Consider the following 15,292-nt stretch of genomic DNA (forward strand, 5'->3'; position numbering starts at 1 on the left):
CCATGCGACCCGGCCGCGCAGCACCGGGCTTTGTACCGAAGATGAAAGTAGCCATGCACGCCGAATGCGCAGCCGTATGGATGCACCGTTCGGGCCGATGGGCAATCTCCAGGCCGGCGAGCCTGCCTTTCAGCTATTGAGCTGGCCCCACAATTTCTCCAACCGCTTCACGCTCACGGGCTGCGGCGTGCGCAGCTCCTGGGCGAAGAAGCTCACCCGCAGTTCTTCGAGCAGCCAGCGGAACTCCTGCATGCGGTCATCGACTGCGCCCTTGCGCTCGGCGACCAATCGCCAATAGCGCTGTTCCTGCGGCTTCAGTTCGGCCATGCGGGACACATCGCGTGCCGGATCGGCACGCAGCTTGTCCAGCCGCAGCACGATGGCTTTCAGGTAGCGCGGGAAGTGCTGCAGCTGTGCCCAAGGGGTCACGGCCAGGAATCGCTTGGGCATCAGCCGCTGTAGTTGCTGGGCCGCGTCGCCTGTAGCGTCGGGCTGGTTCTTCGTGTCCTTGATCTTGCGCACCGCCGACGCGTACTCAATCAGCACCGTGCCCGCCAGGCGCGCCACTTCGTTGGCAATGAGCGTCAGGCGGCCGCGCCCCTCCTCGATCCGCCGCTTGAAGCCGGGCTCGTCGTCCGGCAACGGCGTCTGCATGAAGGCGCGGTCCAGGGCGACTTCGATGATCTGTTCCCGCAGTTCTTCGTGGGTGCCGAGCGGCATGTAGGCCACGGCCATCTTCTGCAGGTCCGGGATGTTCTTTTCCAGGTACTTGAGCGCATCCCGGATCTGCAGCGCGAACAGGCGGCGCAGTCCCGTGCGGTGCTTCGCCGCCGCCACTTCCGGTTCGTCGAAAACCTCGATCGTGACGGCGTCGCCCAAGTCGACCAGGGCAGGAAAGCCGATGAGGCTCGTGCCGCCCTTGCGCACTTCCATCAGTTCGGGAAGCTCGCCGAACGTCCAGGCGGTGTATCGCTGGTCTGATACACCCCTCACCCCCGCCCTCTCCCCGGTGGGGAGAGGGAGTTTGGCTCCCTCTCCCGCTTGCGGGAGAGGGCTGGGGTGAGGGTCGGTCTTCGCCGCCACCTTCATCCCCGCGAGTGCCTGAAACGCGCCCCGCGCCTGCGCCCCCAGCTCCGCCTTCAACGCACCCAGGTTGCGCCCCATGCCCATCTGCCGGCCGTGCTCGTCGACCACGCGGATATTCATGAACAGGTGGGCCGGCAGCATGTCCAGCTTGAAGTCGGCACGCTTCACATCGAGGCTCGTGGCGTCTCGCACCAGCTTCAGAAGCGCATCGGTCAGCGACCCGACTGCCCAGGCCTGCGGCTGCGACAGCTGGCCGGCGAGCCGCGTCGCCGACTCCGGCAACGGCACGAAACGCGAACGCGGCCGCTGCGGCAGGCTCTTGAGCAGCGCTTGCACCTTGTCCTTGAGCATGCCCGGCACCAGCCACTCGGCTCGCTCCTCGCTCACCTGGTTCAGCACGAACAGCGGCACCGTCACCGTGAGGCCATCGCGTATGTCACCGGGCTCGTGCAGGTAGGCCGCGGCGCAATCGACGCCGCCAAGCCGGATCGTTTTCGGAAACGCGTCGGTGGTGATGCCGGCCGCCTCGTGCCGCATCAGCTCGTCGCGCGTGAGTTTCAGCAACGCCGGGTTGGACCGGCTCGCTTCACGGAACCAGCGCTCGAAGGTCGCGCCGCTGAACACGTCGCGCGGGATGAACTTGTCGTAGAACGCGTAGATCAGTTCCTCGTCCACCAGCACGTCCTGCCGGCGCGACTTGTGTTCCAGCTCCTCGACCTGCTTGACGAGCTTCTGGTTGGCGGCAAGAAAAGGCAGCTTCGTGTCCCACTGCCCGGCCACCAGCCCTTCGCGGATGAAGATCTCTCGCGCGCCTTGCAGGTCGACACGCGCGAACGGCACGCGCCGGCCGCTGTAGATCACCAGGCCATAGAGCGTCGCGCGTTCCAGCGACATCACTTCAGCCGCCTTCTTTTCCCAGTGCGGATCGAGCAGCTGCTTCTTGAGCAGGTGGCCCGCCACGTGCTCGATCCACAGCGGCTCGATGTTCGCGATGCCGCGGCCGAAGAGGCGCGTCGTCTCCACCAGTTCCGCGCTGACGATCCAGCGGCCGGGCTTCTTTTTCAGGTGCGCGCCGGGATGGCGATAGAACTTGATGCCGCGCGCGCCGAGGTACACATCCTCGTCCTCCGGCTTGACGCCGATGTTGCCCAGCAGGCCCGCCAGCATCGACTTGTGCAGTTCCTCGTAGCTCGCCGGCTGGCTGTTGAGCCGCCACTTGTGCTCCGCCACCACCGTGTGCAATTGGCTATGGATGTCGCGCCACTCACGCACGCGACGGACATTGACGAAGTTCTGCCGCAGCAGCTGTTCGTACTGCCGGTTCGACAGCTTGTGCTCCTTACCGTGCCCGCCCTTCGAGTCTTCCAGCCACTTCCACAGTTTCAGGTAGCCGGAGAACTCGCTCTTCTCGTCGTCGAATTTCGCGTGCTGCTGGTCGGCCTGCGTCTGCATCTCCATCGGCCGGTCGCGCACGTCCTGCACGGAAAGTGCAGATGCAATGACAAGCACTTCGTCCAGCGCACCGCGCTCGCGCCCTTCCAGGATCATCCGGCCCACGCGCGGGTCCAGCGGCAGCTTGGCCAACTCGCCACCCATGGGCGTCAGCTCGTTGCCGTCGTCCACGGCGCCCAGCTCGTTCAGCAACTGGTAGCCATCCGCGATGGCGCGTCGAGAAGGCGCCTCGATGAAGGGGAAGTCTTCCACCGAGCCCAGGCGCAGCGACTTCATCCGCAGAATGACGCCGGCCAGTGAGGAGCGCAGGATTTCCGGATCGGTAAACCGTGGCCGCCCCGCGAAATCCTTCTCGTCGTAAAGGCGGATGCAGATACCGTTGGCCACGCGGCCGCAGCGGCCCGCGCGCTGGTTGGCGGCGGCCTGGCTGATCGGCTCCACCAGCAACTGCTCCACCTTGCTGCGGAAGCTGTACCGCTTCACGCGCGCCGTGCCGGCATCGATCACGTAGCGGATACCCGGCACGGTCAGCGAAGTCTCGGCCACGTTGGTGGCGAGCACGATGCGCCGGCCGTTGTGGTCGTCGAAGATGCGGTCCTGCTCGGCCTGCGAGAGGCGCGCGAAGAGCGGCAGCACTTCCGCGTTGCGCGTCAGCGGCTGATGCGACAGGTGCTTGCGCAGGTGGTCCGCAGCCTCGCGGATCTCGCGCTCGCCGGGCAGAAAGACCAATATGTCGCCACCACCGCCGCCCTGCCAGAGTTCATCCACGCCATCGGCGATGGCCTCGTTCAGCCCGTAGTCGCGCGAGTCCTCGAACGGCCGCCAACGCTGCTCCACCGGAAACATCCGACCCGAGACGTAGATCACCGGCGCCGGCCCCTTGGCCGACCCGAAGTGCTGCGCGAAGCGGTCCGCGTCGATAGTGGCCGACGTGACGATGATCTTCAGGTCGGGCCGCCGCGGCAGGATCTCGCGCAGATAGCCGAGCAGGAAATCGATGTTGAGGCTGCGCTCGTGCGCCTCGTCGATGATGATGGTGTCGTAGGCCTTGAGCAGGGGATCGGTCTGCGTCTCCGCCAGCAGGATGCCGTCGGTCATCAGCTTGACCGAGGCGTCGCGCGACAGCCTGTCCTGGAAGCGCACCTTGAAGCCGACCACCTCGCCCAGCGGCGTCTTCAACTCCTCGGCGATGCGCTTGGCCACGCTGGATGCGGCGATCCGGCGCGGCTGCGTGTGGCCGATCAATGGCCCTTTGCCACCCGGATAGTTCAGCTTGCCCCGGCCCATCGCGAGGGCGATCTTGGGCAGCTGAGTCGTCTTGCCCGAGCCGGTCTCGCCACAGACGATGACCACCTGGTGCGCCGCGATCGCGGCCGTGATCTCCTCGCGCTTGGCGGAGACCGGCAGGGATTCGGGGAAGGTGATCGAAACCGGCAGTCGATCAGACAAAGGGATTTTCCAAGGCTGCGCCGGTGGGCTTGTAGTGCGCGGTGTTGCGTGTCACCACCGTCAGGCCATGCACCAGGGCAATGGCCGCGACCTGCTTGTCGACGATGTTCTGGGCGTGCGGCACGAGAAGGCGCCCCCAAACCTGCGCCGCCTCCTCGCCGAAGGGAAGGATCTGCCCTTCGAACTCGCCTGTCACCCGGTCCAGCCACTTTTCCAGCAGCGCGCTCTGGGATGCGTCACCGCGGTGCCGCACTTTCTCGATGCCGTGCCTCAGCTCGCCGAGTGTGATGACGGACAGGTAGACGGCACGCCGCGCTGCCTGGGCATCGCGCAGGAACGCCACCGCGCCTCGATTGGCGCGGGCCCCTTTGCGCAGTTCACTCACCACGTCGGTGTCCAGCAGGTACATCAGTTCTTCTTGCGTGCGGTTCGGGTCTTGGCCGGGTGGCGGGCGAAATCTTCATCCAGGCCCACATCGGGCATGCTCATCAACACCTCGACGAAGCTCTTCTTTTTCGGCGCCCTCAGGGCCTCTTCGAGAATGCGCCGATGCTCTTCTTCCGCGCTGTGGCCATGCTTGGCGGCGCGCTGCTTGAGCGCCAGCACCAGCGGCGGGTCGACGTTGCGGACAACCAGTTGGCTCATGGGTGGCTCCTTTCGACCTTGTTGATAGCAATGATAGCACCAGGGCGCCATCGTTGCGGCCAGGCCACAAGTGGGCAACACGCTGCCGAAAGCCCTTCCAGAAACCGGGGCACTGCTCGTATCATCGCCCTCCCATGTTTGCAATCACCATGCCCTCCCGCTTGTGCTTAGGCACCGCAAGCCGCGCTTTGCGCGGCGGGGTCATGCGTTTCTCCCTGGCCTGACGCCGCCCCGCGCGCGTCCTGCCGGACGCGACGCCCGACCCCACCTGGTTTCTTGCTGCCTGCCACGGTCGGGCCGGCCGTGGCCCGTCATTATTTTTCTTGTTTCGTTGCACACCATGCAAACCATCGTCGATCCCGCGCTGCGCGCCGTCTTGTCGGAGCGCACCGCCCGCTTGCGCGAAGTCGCGCAGGAACTGAAGGCCGAGCTGTTCGGCATCGATGACGTGATCGACCGCGTCATCGATTCGCTGCGCGCCTGGTACGTCCTGCCGCAGATCATCAGCCGGCCGGTCATCGTCTGCCTGTGGGGCCTGACCGGCACCGGCAAGACTCAGCTGACGCGCAAGCTCGCGCAGAAGCTGGGTTTCTACGACCGCTTCATCGAAGTCCAGATGGACGGCTTCAGCCATGGCTCCGGCTACCGTACCGCGGGCTCGGTCTCTGCCATGCTGGCCGAATCCGGCATCGAGGAAGGCGAGCCCGGCATCCTGGTGCTGGACGAGTTCCAGCGCTTTCGCACCGTCGACACCAAGGGCACCGACATCAAGGTCGAGCGCTACCAGGACGTCTGGGCGCTGCTGTCCGACGGCCGGCTCGCACCTTCGCTGTCCTTTCTCGGCGAGATTGAGTCCACGCTGGCCTGGTCGCAGTACGGCGAAGACGAACGCACTGACGAGGAAAAGGCAAAGAAGGCCAAGTTCCGCCTGTCGCCTTACGAAGCCAAGGAACTCAAGCGCAGCCTCAAGCTGAAGGAACCGCTGTTGGAGATCATGGCCTGGGAGCCCGCGCAGCTGCAGGCCCGCATTTACGAATTCCGCGGCCAGCAGCAGACCTGGGAGACCGACTACAGCAAACTGCTGGTGTTCGTGGCCGGCAACCTGGACGAGATGTACAGCGAGATGGCCACGCGCGTGGAGGACTGCGACACCGACGCCGACATCTTCCACGAGCTCACGCGCAAGTTGTCGCTGATCGACGTGAAGAAGGCCCTATCCGACCGCTTCAAGCCGGAGCAGATCGCGCGCCTGGGCAACAACCACGTCATTTACCCTTCGTTCAGCCGCGCGACCTACGAGCGCCTGATCGTGTCCATCTGCGACCGCTACCTGGCCGAAGTCACCGCCACGTCAGGCGTTCGCTTTCGCATCGACGCCAGCCTGCTGGAGCAAATCTACGCCAATGCCGTCTTCCCGGCGCAGGGCACGCGGCCGCTGTTCTCGTCCATTCACGCGATCCTGAGCGCGACGCTGGTGGACGCGGCGCTGTGGGCATTGGAAGGCGGCGTTGCGGCCGGCGACACGGGCACGATCTCGTTCGACGTCGCGCGACAAGGCCTGCGGGTGCGCTTCGACGGCCACGAGCGCTTCTTTGCCGCCAACTTCGAGCTGAACCGGCTCAAGCAGCGTGCCAACCCGGACTTCCGCGCGCTGCTGGCGGTGCACGAGGCCGGCCACGGCCTGGCATATGGCCTGCTGTTTGGCCGGCCGCCGCAAGAGATCAAGATCAACGTGGCGTCTTTCGAGGGCGGCTACAACAGCTACAGCGCGCTCAAGGCCAGTTCGCGCCGCAACTGCCTGGACCGCATCTGCGTGGGCCTGTCGGGCCGCGCCGCCGAGCACATGGTGTTCGGCAAGGCGGCCTGCACCACCGGCGCCGAGCAGGACCTGCGCACCGCGACGGCGGCAGCCGCGCAGTTCGTGCGGCACCACGGCTTCGGCAGCCGCTTGAGCCGCACCGACGTCGCGCGCGATCCGGACGAGAACCTCAACACCGGCGTCGACGCGACCAATGAGGAAATCGAGGCCCTGCTGGCACAGGAATACGCTCGCGCCCTGGCGCTGTTGAACGGCCATGCCGCCGTCTTCGTCAAGCTGGTGGACTGCCTGGTGCAGAACGGCAGCGTGCCGCGCGAGGAAGTCGCGCATCTGCTTGGCCTCAAGACCGGCGGCGACCTGAGCGTCCTGGAACCCTACGCCGCGCGGCTGGAGGCTTTTCGCGCCGGTGCTGCCGCACTGGACAAAGTCAGCTCGACGCGCGCATCCGCTCACGCCGGCTCAACGTCCGGCACCTCGGCAATCTGACCCGATGCCTGGTCGTGCCAGGCGACGCGGCTGTCATAGCTCCACGCGGTGCGAGACATCGCTCGCGACATCGCCACGGCCGCAGAGGGCCGCACTTGCGCGGTCGTCGCTAGCACGCCGACACCGACTTGGGCGCCCCACTCCGCCCGCCCCACATCCAGGTCAGTGGGCGCGGCGCCTTCGCTGAGCACCACGGGCCGCGACAACCGGTCGGCGACCAGCCGGCCCAGCTGCAGCAGGCGCTGCATGTCGGCCGTGCGGCGCACCAGGAGCAGGAAGCCATCGTCGCCGAGGCGCCCGATCTCGACTTCGGCCGGCACACAGCGGCGCAGGCGGCTGGCGCAGACGAACAGCGCGTGATTGAGGGCCGATCGACCGTGAAGGTTCTCGAGCGTGTAGAGATTGCCGATCGAGACCACGATCACGCCCAACGCGCGGGTCACATCCTCGTGCTGCTTGTAGAAAGCGAGTCCCACCATCTGCCCCGTCTCGGCGTGCGAGCGCATGCGTGTGACCGGGTCGTAGCTGGGGCCATGGGCCACTGCCGCGCGCAACTCGATCAGGTACGAGTAGCGGGCCCACAAGGCTGTCGCCATGGTAGCCAGATAGGCCATGCCTGCCACGGCGCTGACCGCGTGCACGGGCCAGGAAACGCCGTCGCGGTGCAGCGCGATCCAGGAGAGCCCGCCGACCGCCACCAGCATGAACGAGACGCCCGACACCGCGACCCAGGCGAGCCGGTCGCCGCGCCGCGCACTGCGCACGCAGGCCACCAGCATGGCCGCTCCCACTGCGAAAGCCATCATCGAGCTCAGCGCCAGCGATTGCTCGGCCTCGAGCGTCCAGCCGACCAGCAACACCACGCCGGCCAGCGCCAACAGCGCTCCTCGAATCCTTCGGGCCTTGGAGCGGTCGCGCATCAAGCCCAGCATGGCCAGGAGCATCTGGCCGAGCACGACCGCGCTGATGGCTGCAACGTGGGCCAGCAGGCGGGCCTGCACCGTGGGATCGGCAATCGGCAGCCAGCCCAGGTAAGCCACGGCGAAGACGGCTGACACCATCGCCGACAGCGCCGCGGTCAGGGCCACCCGCTGGAGCGAAGCCGCGAACGCGGCCAGAGACCCAGCCAGCATCAAGGCCACGCTGCCGAAGAAGGCTCCCCAGAAACCGATCGCAACCGCATCCATTGGCCACAGACCATACCTGCCGGCCCCACGAAAGGCAATCGGGCCACCCAGGTGATTGCCTTACACTTTCCCGACACCTTTCATGCTTTCGCCTGCCGCGCCGATGTCCACCGTCTTCAACTTCACGTTCGTGCCCTGGTTCCGCTCGGTCGCGCCCTACATCCACATGCACCGCGGCAAGACCTTCGTCGTGGGCATGGCGGGCGAAGCCATCGCCGCCGGAAAGCTGCAACACATCGCGCAGGATCTGGCGCTCATTCAGAGCATGGGCGTGAAAGTGGTGCTGGTGCACGGCTTCCGACCGCAGGTGAACGAACAGCTCAAGGCCAAGGGCCACGCGGCGAAGTATTCGCACGGCATGCGCATCACCGACGAAGTGGCGCTGGACTCGGCGCAGGAGGCTGCTGGCCAGCTGCGCTACGAAATCGAGGCCGCATTCAGCCAGGGCCTTCCGAACACGCCCATGGCCGGCTCCACCGTGCGAGTGATCTCCGGCAACTTCATCACGGCCCGCCCGGTGGGCGTGGTCGATGGCGTCGATTTCAAGCATTCCGGCCTCGTTCGCAAGGTCGACGTGGGCGGCATCACGCGCACGCTCGATTTCGGGGCGATGGTGCTGCTGTCGCCTTTCGGGTTTTCGCCCACCGGCGAGGCTTTCAACCTGACGATGGAAGAGGTGGCGACGAGCGTGGCCATCGCGCTGCAAGCCGACAAGCTGGTCTTCCTGTCTGAGATCCCCGGGGTGCGCGTCAAGCCGCTGGAACCGGATGGGGAAGACAATCCGATCGACACCGAGCTGCCGCTGGCCGCCGCCGAGCAACTGCTGGCCAGCCTGCCGCCGCCGCAAAACCCGACGGACACCTCCTTCTACCTGCAGCACTGCGTCAAGGCCTGCAAGGCCGGCGTCGAACGCAGCCACATCATCCCCTTTGCCACCGATGGTTCGCTGCTGCTGGAGGTGTACGTGCACGACGGCATCGGCACCATGGTGATCGACGAGAAGCTGGAGGAACTGCGCGAAGCCACCGCCGACGACGTGGGCGGCATCCTGCAGCTGATCGAACCGTTCGAGCAGGACGGCACGCTGGTCAAGCGCGATCGCACCGAGATCGAGCGTGATATCGCCAACTACACCATCGTGGAGCACGACGGCGTGATCTTCGCTTGCGCGGCGCTCTATCCGTATCCCGAGTCAAAGACCGGCGAAATGGCGGCTCTGACGGTCTCGCCGCAAAGCCAGGGCCAGGGCGACGGAGAAAAAGTCCTGAAGCGCGTCGAGCAACGCGCCCGCGCCATGGGCCTGGACAGCATCTTCGTGCTCACCACCCGCACCATGCATTGGTTCTTGAAGCGCGGCTTCGTCCAGGTCGACCCGGACTGGTTGCCGGAAGCGCGCAAGCGCAAGTACAACTGGAACCGCAAGAGCCTGGTGTTCGTCAAGAAACTCAACTGAAACTGAAACTGAAACTGAAACTGAGACAGACAGGGAGTCACACATGTACCCATGGCTATGGTTCTGGTCACCGCAATTCCACTTTCCGTTTTCGGGCAGCGTGGCGCAGCGCATCGACCCTGACTTTTTTTCCCAGATTCCGCCTGAGGCAGGCAACGGCGAGGTCGAGAAGCAGATTGCCGACATCGCTTCGTACGGGCGGCAGCTGGGCTGGCTCACCGAGGTGCTGCTGTCGCGCACCAGCCCCGACACGGTGCCGCCTGAACAGGCGGCAGAGGCCCAGGCCAAGCTGGAAGCGACCTATCACGAGATCGAGACCGTGAAGCGCCTCAACAAGGCCAAGCTCTCGCGCTCCGCGATGGCCGTGCTCGAAAAACTGGAAGCGACCGATCCCGATGCGTTGGCGCTCGTCCTGGCTCGATTCGCAAAGACCACGCCGCGCCGCCTCACCAGCGAGGGCACAGCGGCCAAGCGCTGATGTTCATGATCCTGCAGCTGGACCACATCGTCCTGCGTGTGCGGGACGTGGACGCCATGCTGCGCTTCTACATCGATGTGCTCGGCTGCACGATGGAGCGCCAGCAGGAGGAGCTGGGCCTGTACCAGGTGCGCGCGGGCGCATCGCTCATCGACTTCGTCACGCTGGACGGCAAACTCGGCCGGGCCGGCGGCGCCGCACCGGGGCGCGAGGGCCGCAACCTGGATCACTTCTGCCTGCGCGTCGATCCCTTCGAGGGCGAAGCATTGAGGGCCTGGCTGGTCGGCAAAGGCGCCGATCCCGGCGAGATCGGCCAACGCTATGGTGCCGACGGAGAAGGGCCATCCGTTTACCTGCCCGATCCGGAAGGCAACGTGGTAGAACTCAAAGGCCCACCCAATCCACCCCCTGCCACGACATGAACCTCACCACCCTGCTGCTGTTTGCCGCCGTTGCCCTGGTGGCCATCGCCACGCCCGGCCCCACCGTCCTGCTCGCATTGGCCAACGGTTCGCGTTTCGGCGTGCGCCGGTCGCTGCCGGGGATGTTGGGCGCGGTGTTGTCCGATCTCGTTCTGGTCGGCGCCGTGGCGCTCGGACTGGGCGCGCTGCTGGCGGCGTCCGAATTCTGGTTCTCGGTGCTCAAATGGGTCGGCGCTGCCTATCTGGCGTGGCTGGGCATCCGCATGCTGCGTTCGCAAGGCGGCTTCGAAGTGCCCGCCGCCGGCACCGGCGCCTCCCACGACACGACGGCCCGGTCGATCTTCATGAAGTCTTTCCTGGTCGCGGTGACCAACCCCAAGGGCTACCTGTTCTGCTCGGCCTTGCTGCCCCAGTTCATCGACCCGGCGGCCGCGCAAGCGCCGCAGTACGTCACGATCGCGATCGTGTTCGCCTCATTGGATTTCGTCGTCATGTTCGCCTATGCCGTCACGGGAGCGCGCGCCGTCCGGCTACTGAAAGCCTCAGCCACGAAATGGCTGGACAGGGGCTGCGGCGGCGCCTTGCTCGCGCTGGCCGGCTCGCTGGCGTTCTATCGCCGCGCCAACGCCTGAGGCTTGAACCCGAAGGGGTCTCCTACACAGGTATGGCCCCGGTCTGACACCGGTTGCGCGGCGCAGAGCCTAGCGTTGTGCGTGGAGATGCCCCATGCAAAACAACTCTACGCCCGCTTCCGCTGCGCGAGAGGTCCGTATTCCGTCAGGCGATGCCTGGTTGTACGGCGATCTGGTGCTGCCAACAGCGTTCACGGGAGTGGCGCTGTTCGCGCATGGCAGCGGCAGCGGCCGGCACAGCGCGCGGAATCGCCAGGTAGCACTGCGGCTGCAGCAAGCGGGCATCGGCACCCTGCTGTTCGATCTGCTGACCGCGCAGGAAGAACAGGTCGACCTGCATACCCGCGAGCACCGCTTCGATATTCCTCTCCTCACGCGCCGGATGCAGGACGCGACAACGTGGGTTGGGTCACGGCCTGAACTGAGCAACGCGCCGGTGGGGTACTTCGGGGCCAGCACCGGCAGCGCTGCGGCGCTGATCGCCGCGGCCCGCCTCGGCAACAAGGTCGCCGCCGTCGTGTCTCGGGGCGGACGGCCCGACCTCGCAGGCCCGGCCGCACTGGCCGCCGTCAAAGCGCCCACCCTGCTCATCGTCGGCGGCGCCGACCATGGCGTGATCGAGCTCAATCAGGAAGCATTCAAGCGGATGCAGTGCGAAAAGGAGCTGAAGATCGTGCCCGGCGCCACGCACCTCTTCGAAGAGCGTGGCGCGCTGGAACAGGTTCAGGAACTCGCCACCGCCTGGTTCACCGCCCACATGGCGAAGGCAGAGCACACCGCATGGGAGCACGCCACATGAAGGACGTGCAGCTGCCGCTGCGTGACCGGCGCCAGGCAGGCCGGGTATTGGCAGAACGGCTGGAACATCTTCGGGGTGATCCCAACCTGCTGGTGCTGGGCGTGCCCCGCGGCGGTGTCGCAGTGGCTTTCGAAGTGGCGCTGGCGCTGCAGGCGCCGCTGGACATCTTCGTGGTTCGCAAGCTCGGCTATCCGGGCCACGAGGAGTACGCGCTGGGTGCCATCGCCAGCGGCGGTGTGCGCGTGATGAACCCTGCGGTGGATGTTCCGGTGTCGCCTGAAGACCTGGCCGCCGTCGTGGCACGCGAACAGGACGAACTGGTGCGCCGTGAGCTGCTGTACCGCGGTAGCCGCCCCGCCATCGCCATCCAGGGGCGCACCGTGGTGTTGGTCGATGATGGCCTGGCCACCGGCTCCACGATGCGCGCCGCGGTACTGGCAGTGCGCCAGCAAAAGCCGCACCGGCTCGTCGTCGGCGTGCCGGTGGGCGCGGAGGACACCTGCGCCATGCTGCGCCGCGACGCCGACGAAGTGATCTGTGCTGCCATGCCGAGCCCCTTCCGTGCGGTGGGGCTGTGGTACCAGGAATTCCCACAGGCCAGCGACGAAGAAGTGCACCAGCTGCTCGACGAGTCAAGGCGTCTACGCGCGTTGTCGATCCACTGAAAGCAGGCGCAATCATGGTCACCCGCGAATCGCGGTTTCGTTCGGACTACTGTGCCAAGTGGCGTTGATGGGGCGTGCAAACCAATGGAGCGTTTCGCGGTAGCGGCCCTCGTCTCATCCGAGGAGCAGCCGCTGGGCGTCCTTGAGCAACAGGAGCAACATGCCCTCGCCGGCGGGGGATGGAATAAACCCGAATTTGAGATAGAAGCTGATGGCCTCTGCGTCGAGCGGATGCGTCATCATGGCGCGCACGCCAGCCTGTTCGGAGATCGTCAGGGCCCGGGTGATGGCATCACGAAGCAGCCCCTGTCCAACGCCTTGCCCGTGGTAGCGTTGGTCCACCGCGAGTCTGGCGAGCAAGACCACCGGAATCGGGTATTGGCCCATGCCTTTGCGAACACGTTCAGGCACCTCCAGACTATCGACTTGGCCAACGGCCAGGCTGTAGTAACCAGCGACCGTGCGAGCATCGTTCGCGTCGTCCACGACGGCGAAGGCGCGAGCCGAACCACTGGCGCTGGCTTGGCGGGCATGCCGAGCCAACCATTCGTTCAGGGAAGGTTTGCCGCAGTCGAATCCGTCCAACAGGTCATCCGCGGCCAACGGCCGCGGCGCGCACAACATCAGCGCTTCTCCCAGGACGCCTTCTTGGAGAACAACCGCTCAAGCCCGGGGTTCGGCTGCGCCGGACGATCCAGCATGTCCATGAGCGTCTCGTACTGGCCGGTCGGCACGACGAATAGACGCTGGTCGAGCAAGGTTTGCTCAGCTGCGCTGCAGGCGCTATCAAGGATGAATTCGGTCAGCGATTTATGCCGGGCTTCCGCCGCGCGCTTGAGGATGGCTTCTTGCTCCGGAGTCGCGCGGATTCCCAAACGCGCGGAGCGCGAAGATGGTCGCAGGACAACTTCAGCCATGATGCGGATCCCTGTTTGTCAATGTACGTCATGTTAGTACATTGGGCGAACACTTGCAAGCGCTGCGCGCTTGCGACTCAGGCGGTCGCGAGGCGCGGCTGCCGCGCCAGGCGAATCACCAGCGCGACCGCGACCAGCGCGAAGAACACGAACCAGACGAACGACCAGTTCGCGATGGAGCCGCCCAGGAAGGTCCAGTCGATCTTCGTGCAATCGCCGCTGCCCTTGAAGATCATGGGAATGGCGCGTTGCAGCGGGAAAGTCTCGATCATTCCGTAGAAATCGCGGCCGCACGACGCGATCTCGGGCGGATACCACTGCAGCCAGCTCTGGCGGGCCGCGACGAAAGCACCGAAGCCCGAGAACAGCAGCATCAGCACGCTGCCGGCAATCCATGCGCCGCGGCTGCGGGAGAAGGCGGCAAGGCCCGCGGCCAGCGTCACCAGCACCAATGCATAGCGCTGCACGATGCACATCGGGCAAGGCTCCAGGCCCACGACGTGCTGCAGGTACATGCCGAACGCAAGCATCGCCACGCAGGCAGCGGCAACGAGCGCCAAGATGCGGCGCGGCGCCATGTCAAACCAATCGATCAAGACTCATCCTCCAAACCAGCCAATGAAGGGCCGGTCAGGCGGCACCTTCCACGAAAACGCGGGCCCGGCGCGGTGTCACCACCAGCGTCTCACCCTCCTTGAACCCCATCTCACGGAACTGCTGCGCGGGAATCTGCGCTTCGATGATGGAATCCTGATTGTCCCCCGCCGGTTTGTTGTCGTCGGCCGGAATAAGTTCCAGCCGGGCGATCGGACCCACCACAATGGCGCGGCTCAATTGAACCACGATGCCGCGCGGGCGTCCGGAGGCGTCCAGGCCCTCCCCGGGCGAATAGCGTTGCACGTCCAGGTCGTGCGGCCGCACGTACGCGGACGCCTTGGCATTCTGCGCATGCGCATGCTCCGGCGAATCGAGCTGCATGCCTTCCAGGTGAACCTCGCCCTCGTGGGCGCGGCCGTGGAACAGGTTGACGTCGCCCAGGAACCCGTAGACGAACGGGCTGGCCGGATGGTCCCAAACCTCCTGGGGCGAACCGACCTGCTCCACCTTGCCGCTGTTCATCAGCACCACGCGGTCGGCCACTTCCAGCGCTTCTTCCTGGTCGTGCGTCACGAAGATGCTGGTGACGTGCAATTCGTCGTGCAGGCGGCGCAGCCAGCGGCGCAACTCCTTCCGGACCTTCGCGTCCAGCGCACCGAACGGCTCGTCCAGCAGCAGCACCTTGGGCTCGACCGCCAGGGCGCGGGCCAGCGCGATCCGCTGGCGCTGCCCGCCGGACAGCTGCGAGGGGAAGCGGTCGGCGAGCCAGCCCAGCTGCACCAGGCCCAGCAGGTCGTGCACCTTCTTCTTGATCTGCGCTTCGCTCGGGCGTTGGCCGCGCGGCTTGACGCGCAGGCCGAAGGCCACGTTTTCGAATACCGTCATGTGGCGGAACAGCGCGTAGTGCTGGAACACGAAACCCACCTGGCGATCGCGCACGTGCACATCCGTGGTGTCCTCTCCCGAAAAAAGGATGCTGCCCGCGTCGCCTGTTTCCAACCCCGCGATGATGCGCAGCAGCGTGGTCTTGCCGCAGCCCGATGGGCCGAGCAGCGCGATCAGTTCGCCGGAGTTGATGTCCAGCGACACGTCGCGCAACGCGTGAAAGTCGCCGAACTTCTTGCTGACGTTGCGGATTTCGATGCTCATGGTTCTTCTCTCTTTCTCCCTCGCCCCTCTGGGGAGAGGGTTGGGGTGAGGGGCTC

Annotated in this window: 15 protein-coding genes; 7 read left to right on the forward strand and 8 right to left on the reverse strand. The window is 65.8% G+C overall.

Annotated elements, in window-relative coordinates; translation table 11 throughout:
- Positions 1-129: 129 nt before the first annotated feature.
- Genes hrpA through EEB15_RS07120 form a run of 3 tightly spaced genes read right to left on the reverse strand, consistent with a single transcriptional unit; the run spans position 130 to position 4,632 of the window.
- A complete protein-coding gene (gene hrpA / locus EEB15_RS07110; protein ID WP_141509064.1) occupies positions 130-3,987 on the reverse strand; it encodes an ATP-dependent RNA helicase HrpA in 3,858 nt (1,285 codons plus the stop codon).
- The gene (locus EEB15_RS07115) at positions 3,980-4,396 is read right to left on the reverse strand and encodes a type II toxin-antitoxin system VapC family toxin (RefSeq protein WP_141509066.1); all 417 of its coding nucleotides are present in this window, start codon (positions 4,394-4,396) and stop codon (positions 3,980-3,982) included. Before EEB15_RS07115 ends, hrpA begins: the two co-directional genes overlap by 8 nt.
- Entirely contained in the window at positions 4,396-4,632 is a 237-nt protein-coding gene (locus EEB15_RS07120; protein WP_141509068.1) for a DNA-binding protein, read from the reverse strand. The genes EEB15_RS07115 and EEB15_RS07120 overlap by 1 nt, the downstream gene beginning before the upstream one ends.
- A 340-nt stretch (positions 4,633-4,972) precedes the next feature.
- Here EEB15_RS07120 and EEB15_RS07125 point away from each other — a divergent pair, with 340 nt between their 5' ends.
- Positions 4,973-6,937, forward strand: coding sequence for an AAA family ATPase (locus EEB15_RS07125; RefSeq protein ID WP_141509070.1), 1,965 nt, complete (start codon positions 4,973-4,975; stop codon positions 6,935-6,937).
- Here the strand turns inward: EEB15_RS07125 and EEB15_RS07130 are convergent.
- On the reverse strand, positions 6,901-8,124 hold the full coding sequence (locus EEB15_RS07130; RefSeq protein WP_141509072.1) for a diguanylate cyclase domain-containing protein: 1,224 nt from the start codon (positions 8,122-8,124) through the stop codon (positions 6,901-6,903). The two genes, EEB15_RS07125 and EEB15_RS07130, sit on opposite strands and share 37 nt — an antisense overlap.
- A 103-nt stretch (positions 8,125-8,227) precedes the next feature.
- Here EEB15_RS07130 and argA point away from each other — a divergent pair, with 103 nt between their 5' ends.
- The 6 genes from argA to EEB15_RS07160 all read left to right on the forward strand — a co-directional run bounded on the left by argA (position 8,228) and on the right by EEB15_RS07160 (position 12,573).
- Complete coding sequence (gene argA, locus EEB15_RS07135) at positions 8,228-9,577, forward strand: amino-acid N-acetyltransferase (protein ID WP_141509316.1); 1,350 nt, start codon at positions 8,228-8,230, stop codon at positions 9,575-9,577.
- Positions 9,578-9,620: 43 nt separating this feature from the next.
- Positions 9,621-10,055, forward strand: a complete 435-nt coding sequence (locus EEB15_RS33945) for a hypothetical protein (protein ID WP_199236473.1) — start codon at positions 9,621-9,623, stop codon at positions 10,053-10,055.
- Positions 10,055-10,477: a VOC family protein gene (locus EEB15_RS07145; RefSeq protein ID WP_141509074.1), complete on the forward strand. Its 423-nt coding sequence runs from the start codon at positions 10,055-10,057 to the stop codon at positions 10,475-10,477. The genes EEB15_RS33945 and EEB15_RS07145 overlap by 1 nt, the downstream gene beginning before the upstream one ends.
- Positions 10,474-11,109, forward strand: a complete 636-nt coding sequence (locus EEB15_RS07150; RefSeq protein WP_141509076.1) for a LysE family translocator — start codon at positions 10,474-10,476, stop codon at positions 11,107-11,109. The genes EEB15_RS07145 and EEB15_RS07150 overlap by 4 nt, the downstream gene beginning before the upstream one ends.
- A 94-nt stretch (positions 11,110-11,203) precedes the next feature.
- Entirely contained in the window at positions 11,204-11,908 is a 705-nt protein-coding gene (locus tag EEB15_RS07155) for a dienelactone hydrolase family protein (RefSeq protein WP_141509078.1), read from the forward strand.
- The gene (locus EEB15_RS07160) at positions 11,890-12,573 is read left to right on the forward strand and encodes a phosphoribosyltransferase (RefSeq protein ID WP_233259388.1); all 684 of its coding nucleotides are present in this window, start codon (positions 11,890-11,892) and stop codon (positions 12,571-12,573) included. Before EEB15_RS07155 ends, EEB15_RS07160 begins: the two co-directional genes overlap by 19 nt.
- Before the next feature lie 114 nt (positions 12,574-12,687).
- Here EEB15_RS07160 and EEB15_RS07165 read toward each other — a convergent pair whose 3' ends face one another.
- The 4 genes from EEB15_RS07165 to EEB15_RS07180 all read right to left on the reverse strand — a co-directional run bounded on the left by EEB15_RS07165 (position 12,688) and on the right by EEB15_RS07180 (position 15,236).
- Entirely contained in the window at positions 12,688-13,158 is a 471-nt protein-coding gene (locus EEB15_RS07165; RefSeq protein ID WP_233259389.1) for a GNAT family N-acetyltransferase, read from the reverse strand.
- Positions 13,159-13,196: 38 nt separating this feature from the next.
- Positions 13,197-13,490, reverse strand: coding sequence for a DUF1778 domain-containing protein (locus tag EEB15_RS07170; protein WP_141509082.1), 294 nt, complete (start codon positions 13,488-13,490; stop codon positions 13,197-13,199).
- A 77-nt stretch (positions 13,491-13,567) separates the two neighbouring features.
- Positions 13,568-14,068 carry a disulfide bond formation protein B gene (locus EEB15_RS07175; protein WP_141509318.1) on the reverse strand — a complete coding sequence of 167 codons (501 nt, stop codon included), beginning with the start codon at positions 14,066-14,068 and terminating at the stop codon, positions 13,568-13,570.
- Positions 14,069-14,120: 52 nt separating this feature from the next.
- Positions 14,121-15,236 (reverse strand): sulfate/molybdate ABC transporter ATP-binding protein, encoded by a 1,116-nt coding sequence (locus tag EEB15_RS07180; RefSeq protein ID WP_141509084.1) that lies wholly within the window; start codon positions 15,234-15,236, stop codon positions 14,121-14,123.
- Positions 15,237-15,292 lie beyond the last annotated feature (56 nt).

The organism is Ramlibacter sp. WS9 (assembly GCF_003797765.1).
In the GTDB taxonomy this organism is placed as follows: domain Bacteria; phylum Pseudomonadota; class Gammaproteobacteria; order Burkholderiales; family Burkholderiaceae_C; genus Ramlibacter.

Excerpts from the sequence above, each read along its gene's own strand:
- EEB15_RS07145 (WP_141509074.1), top strand. The coding sequence starts at position 10,055 with ATGTTCATGATCCTGCAGCTGGACCACATCGTCCTGCGTGTGCGGGAC.
- EEB15_RS07130 (WP_141509072.1), bottom strand. The coding sequence starts at position 8,124 with ATGGATGCGGTTGCGATCGGTTTCTGGGGAGCCTTCTTCGGCAGCGTG.
- EEB15_RS07115 (WP_141509066.1), bottom strand. The coding sequence starts at position 4,396 with ATGTACCTGCTGGACACCGACGTGGTGAGTGAACTGCGCAAAGGGGCC.
- EEB15_RS07155 (WP_141509078.1), top strand. The coding sequence starts at position 11,204 with ATGCAAAACAACTCTACGCCCGCTTCCGCTGCGCGAGAGGTCCGTATT.
- EEB15_RS07180 (WP_141509084.1), bottom strand. The coding sequence starts at position 15,236 with ATGAGCATCGAAATCCGCAACGTCAGCAAGAAGTTCGGCGACTTTCAC.
- EEB15_RS07160 (WP_233259388.1), top strand. The coding sequence starts at position 11,890 with ATGGGAGCACGCCACATGAAGGACGTGCAGCTGCCGCTGCGTGACCGG.
- EEB15_RS07170 (WP_141509082.1), bottom strand. The coding sequence starts at position 13,490 with ATGGCTGAAGTTGTCCTGCGACCATCTTCGCGCTCCGCGCGTTTGGGA.
- argA (WP_141509316.1), top strand. The coding sequence starts at position 8,228 with ATGTCCACCGTCTTCAACTTCACGTTCGTGCCCTGGTTCCGCTCGGTC.
- EEB15_RS07175 (WP_141509318.1), bottom strand. The coding sequence starts at position 14,068 with ATGGCGCCGCGCCGCATCTTGGCGCTCGTTGCCGCTGCCTGCGTGGCG.
- EEB15_RS07150 (WP_141509076.1), top strand. The coding sequence starts at position 10,474 with ATGAACCTCACCACCCTGCTGCTGTTTGCCGCCGTTGCCCTGGTGGCC.
- EEB15_RS07125 (WP_141509070.1), top strand. The coding sequence starts at position 4,973 with ATGCAAACCATCGTCGATCCCGCGCTGCGCGCCGTCTTGTCGGAGCGC.
- EEB15_RS33945 (WP_199236473.1), top strand. The coding sequence starts at position 9,621 with ATGTACCCATGGCTATGGTTCTGGTCACCGCAATTCCACTTTCCGTTT.
- EEB15_RS07120 (WP_141509068.1), bottom strand. The coding sequence starts at position 4,632 with ATGAGCCAACTGGTTGTCCGCAACGTCGACCCGCCGCTGGTGCTGGCG.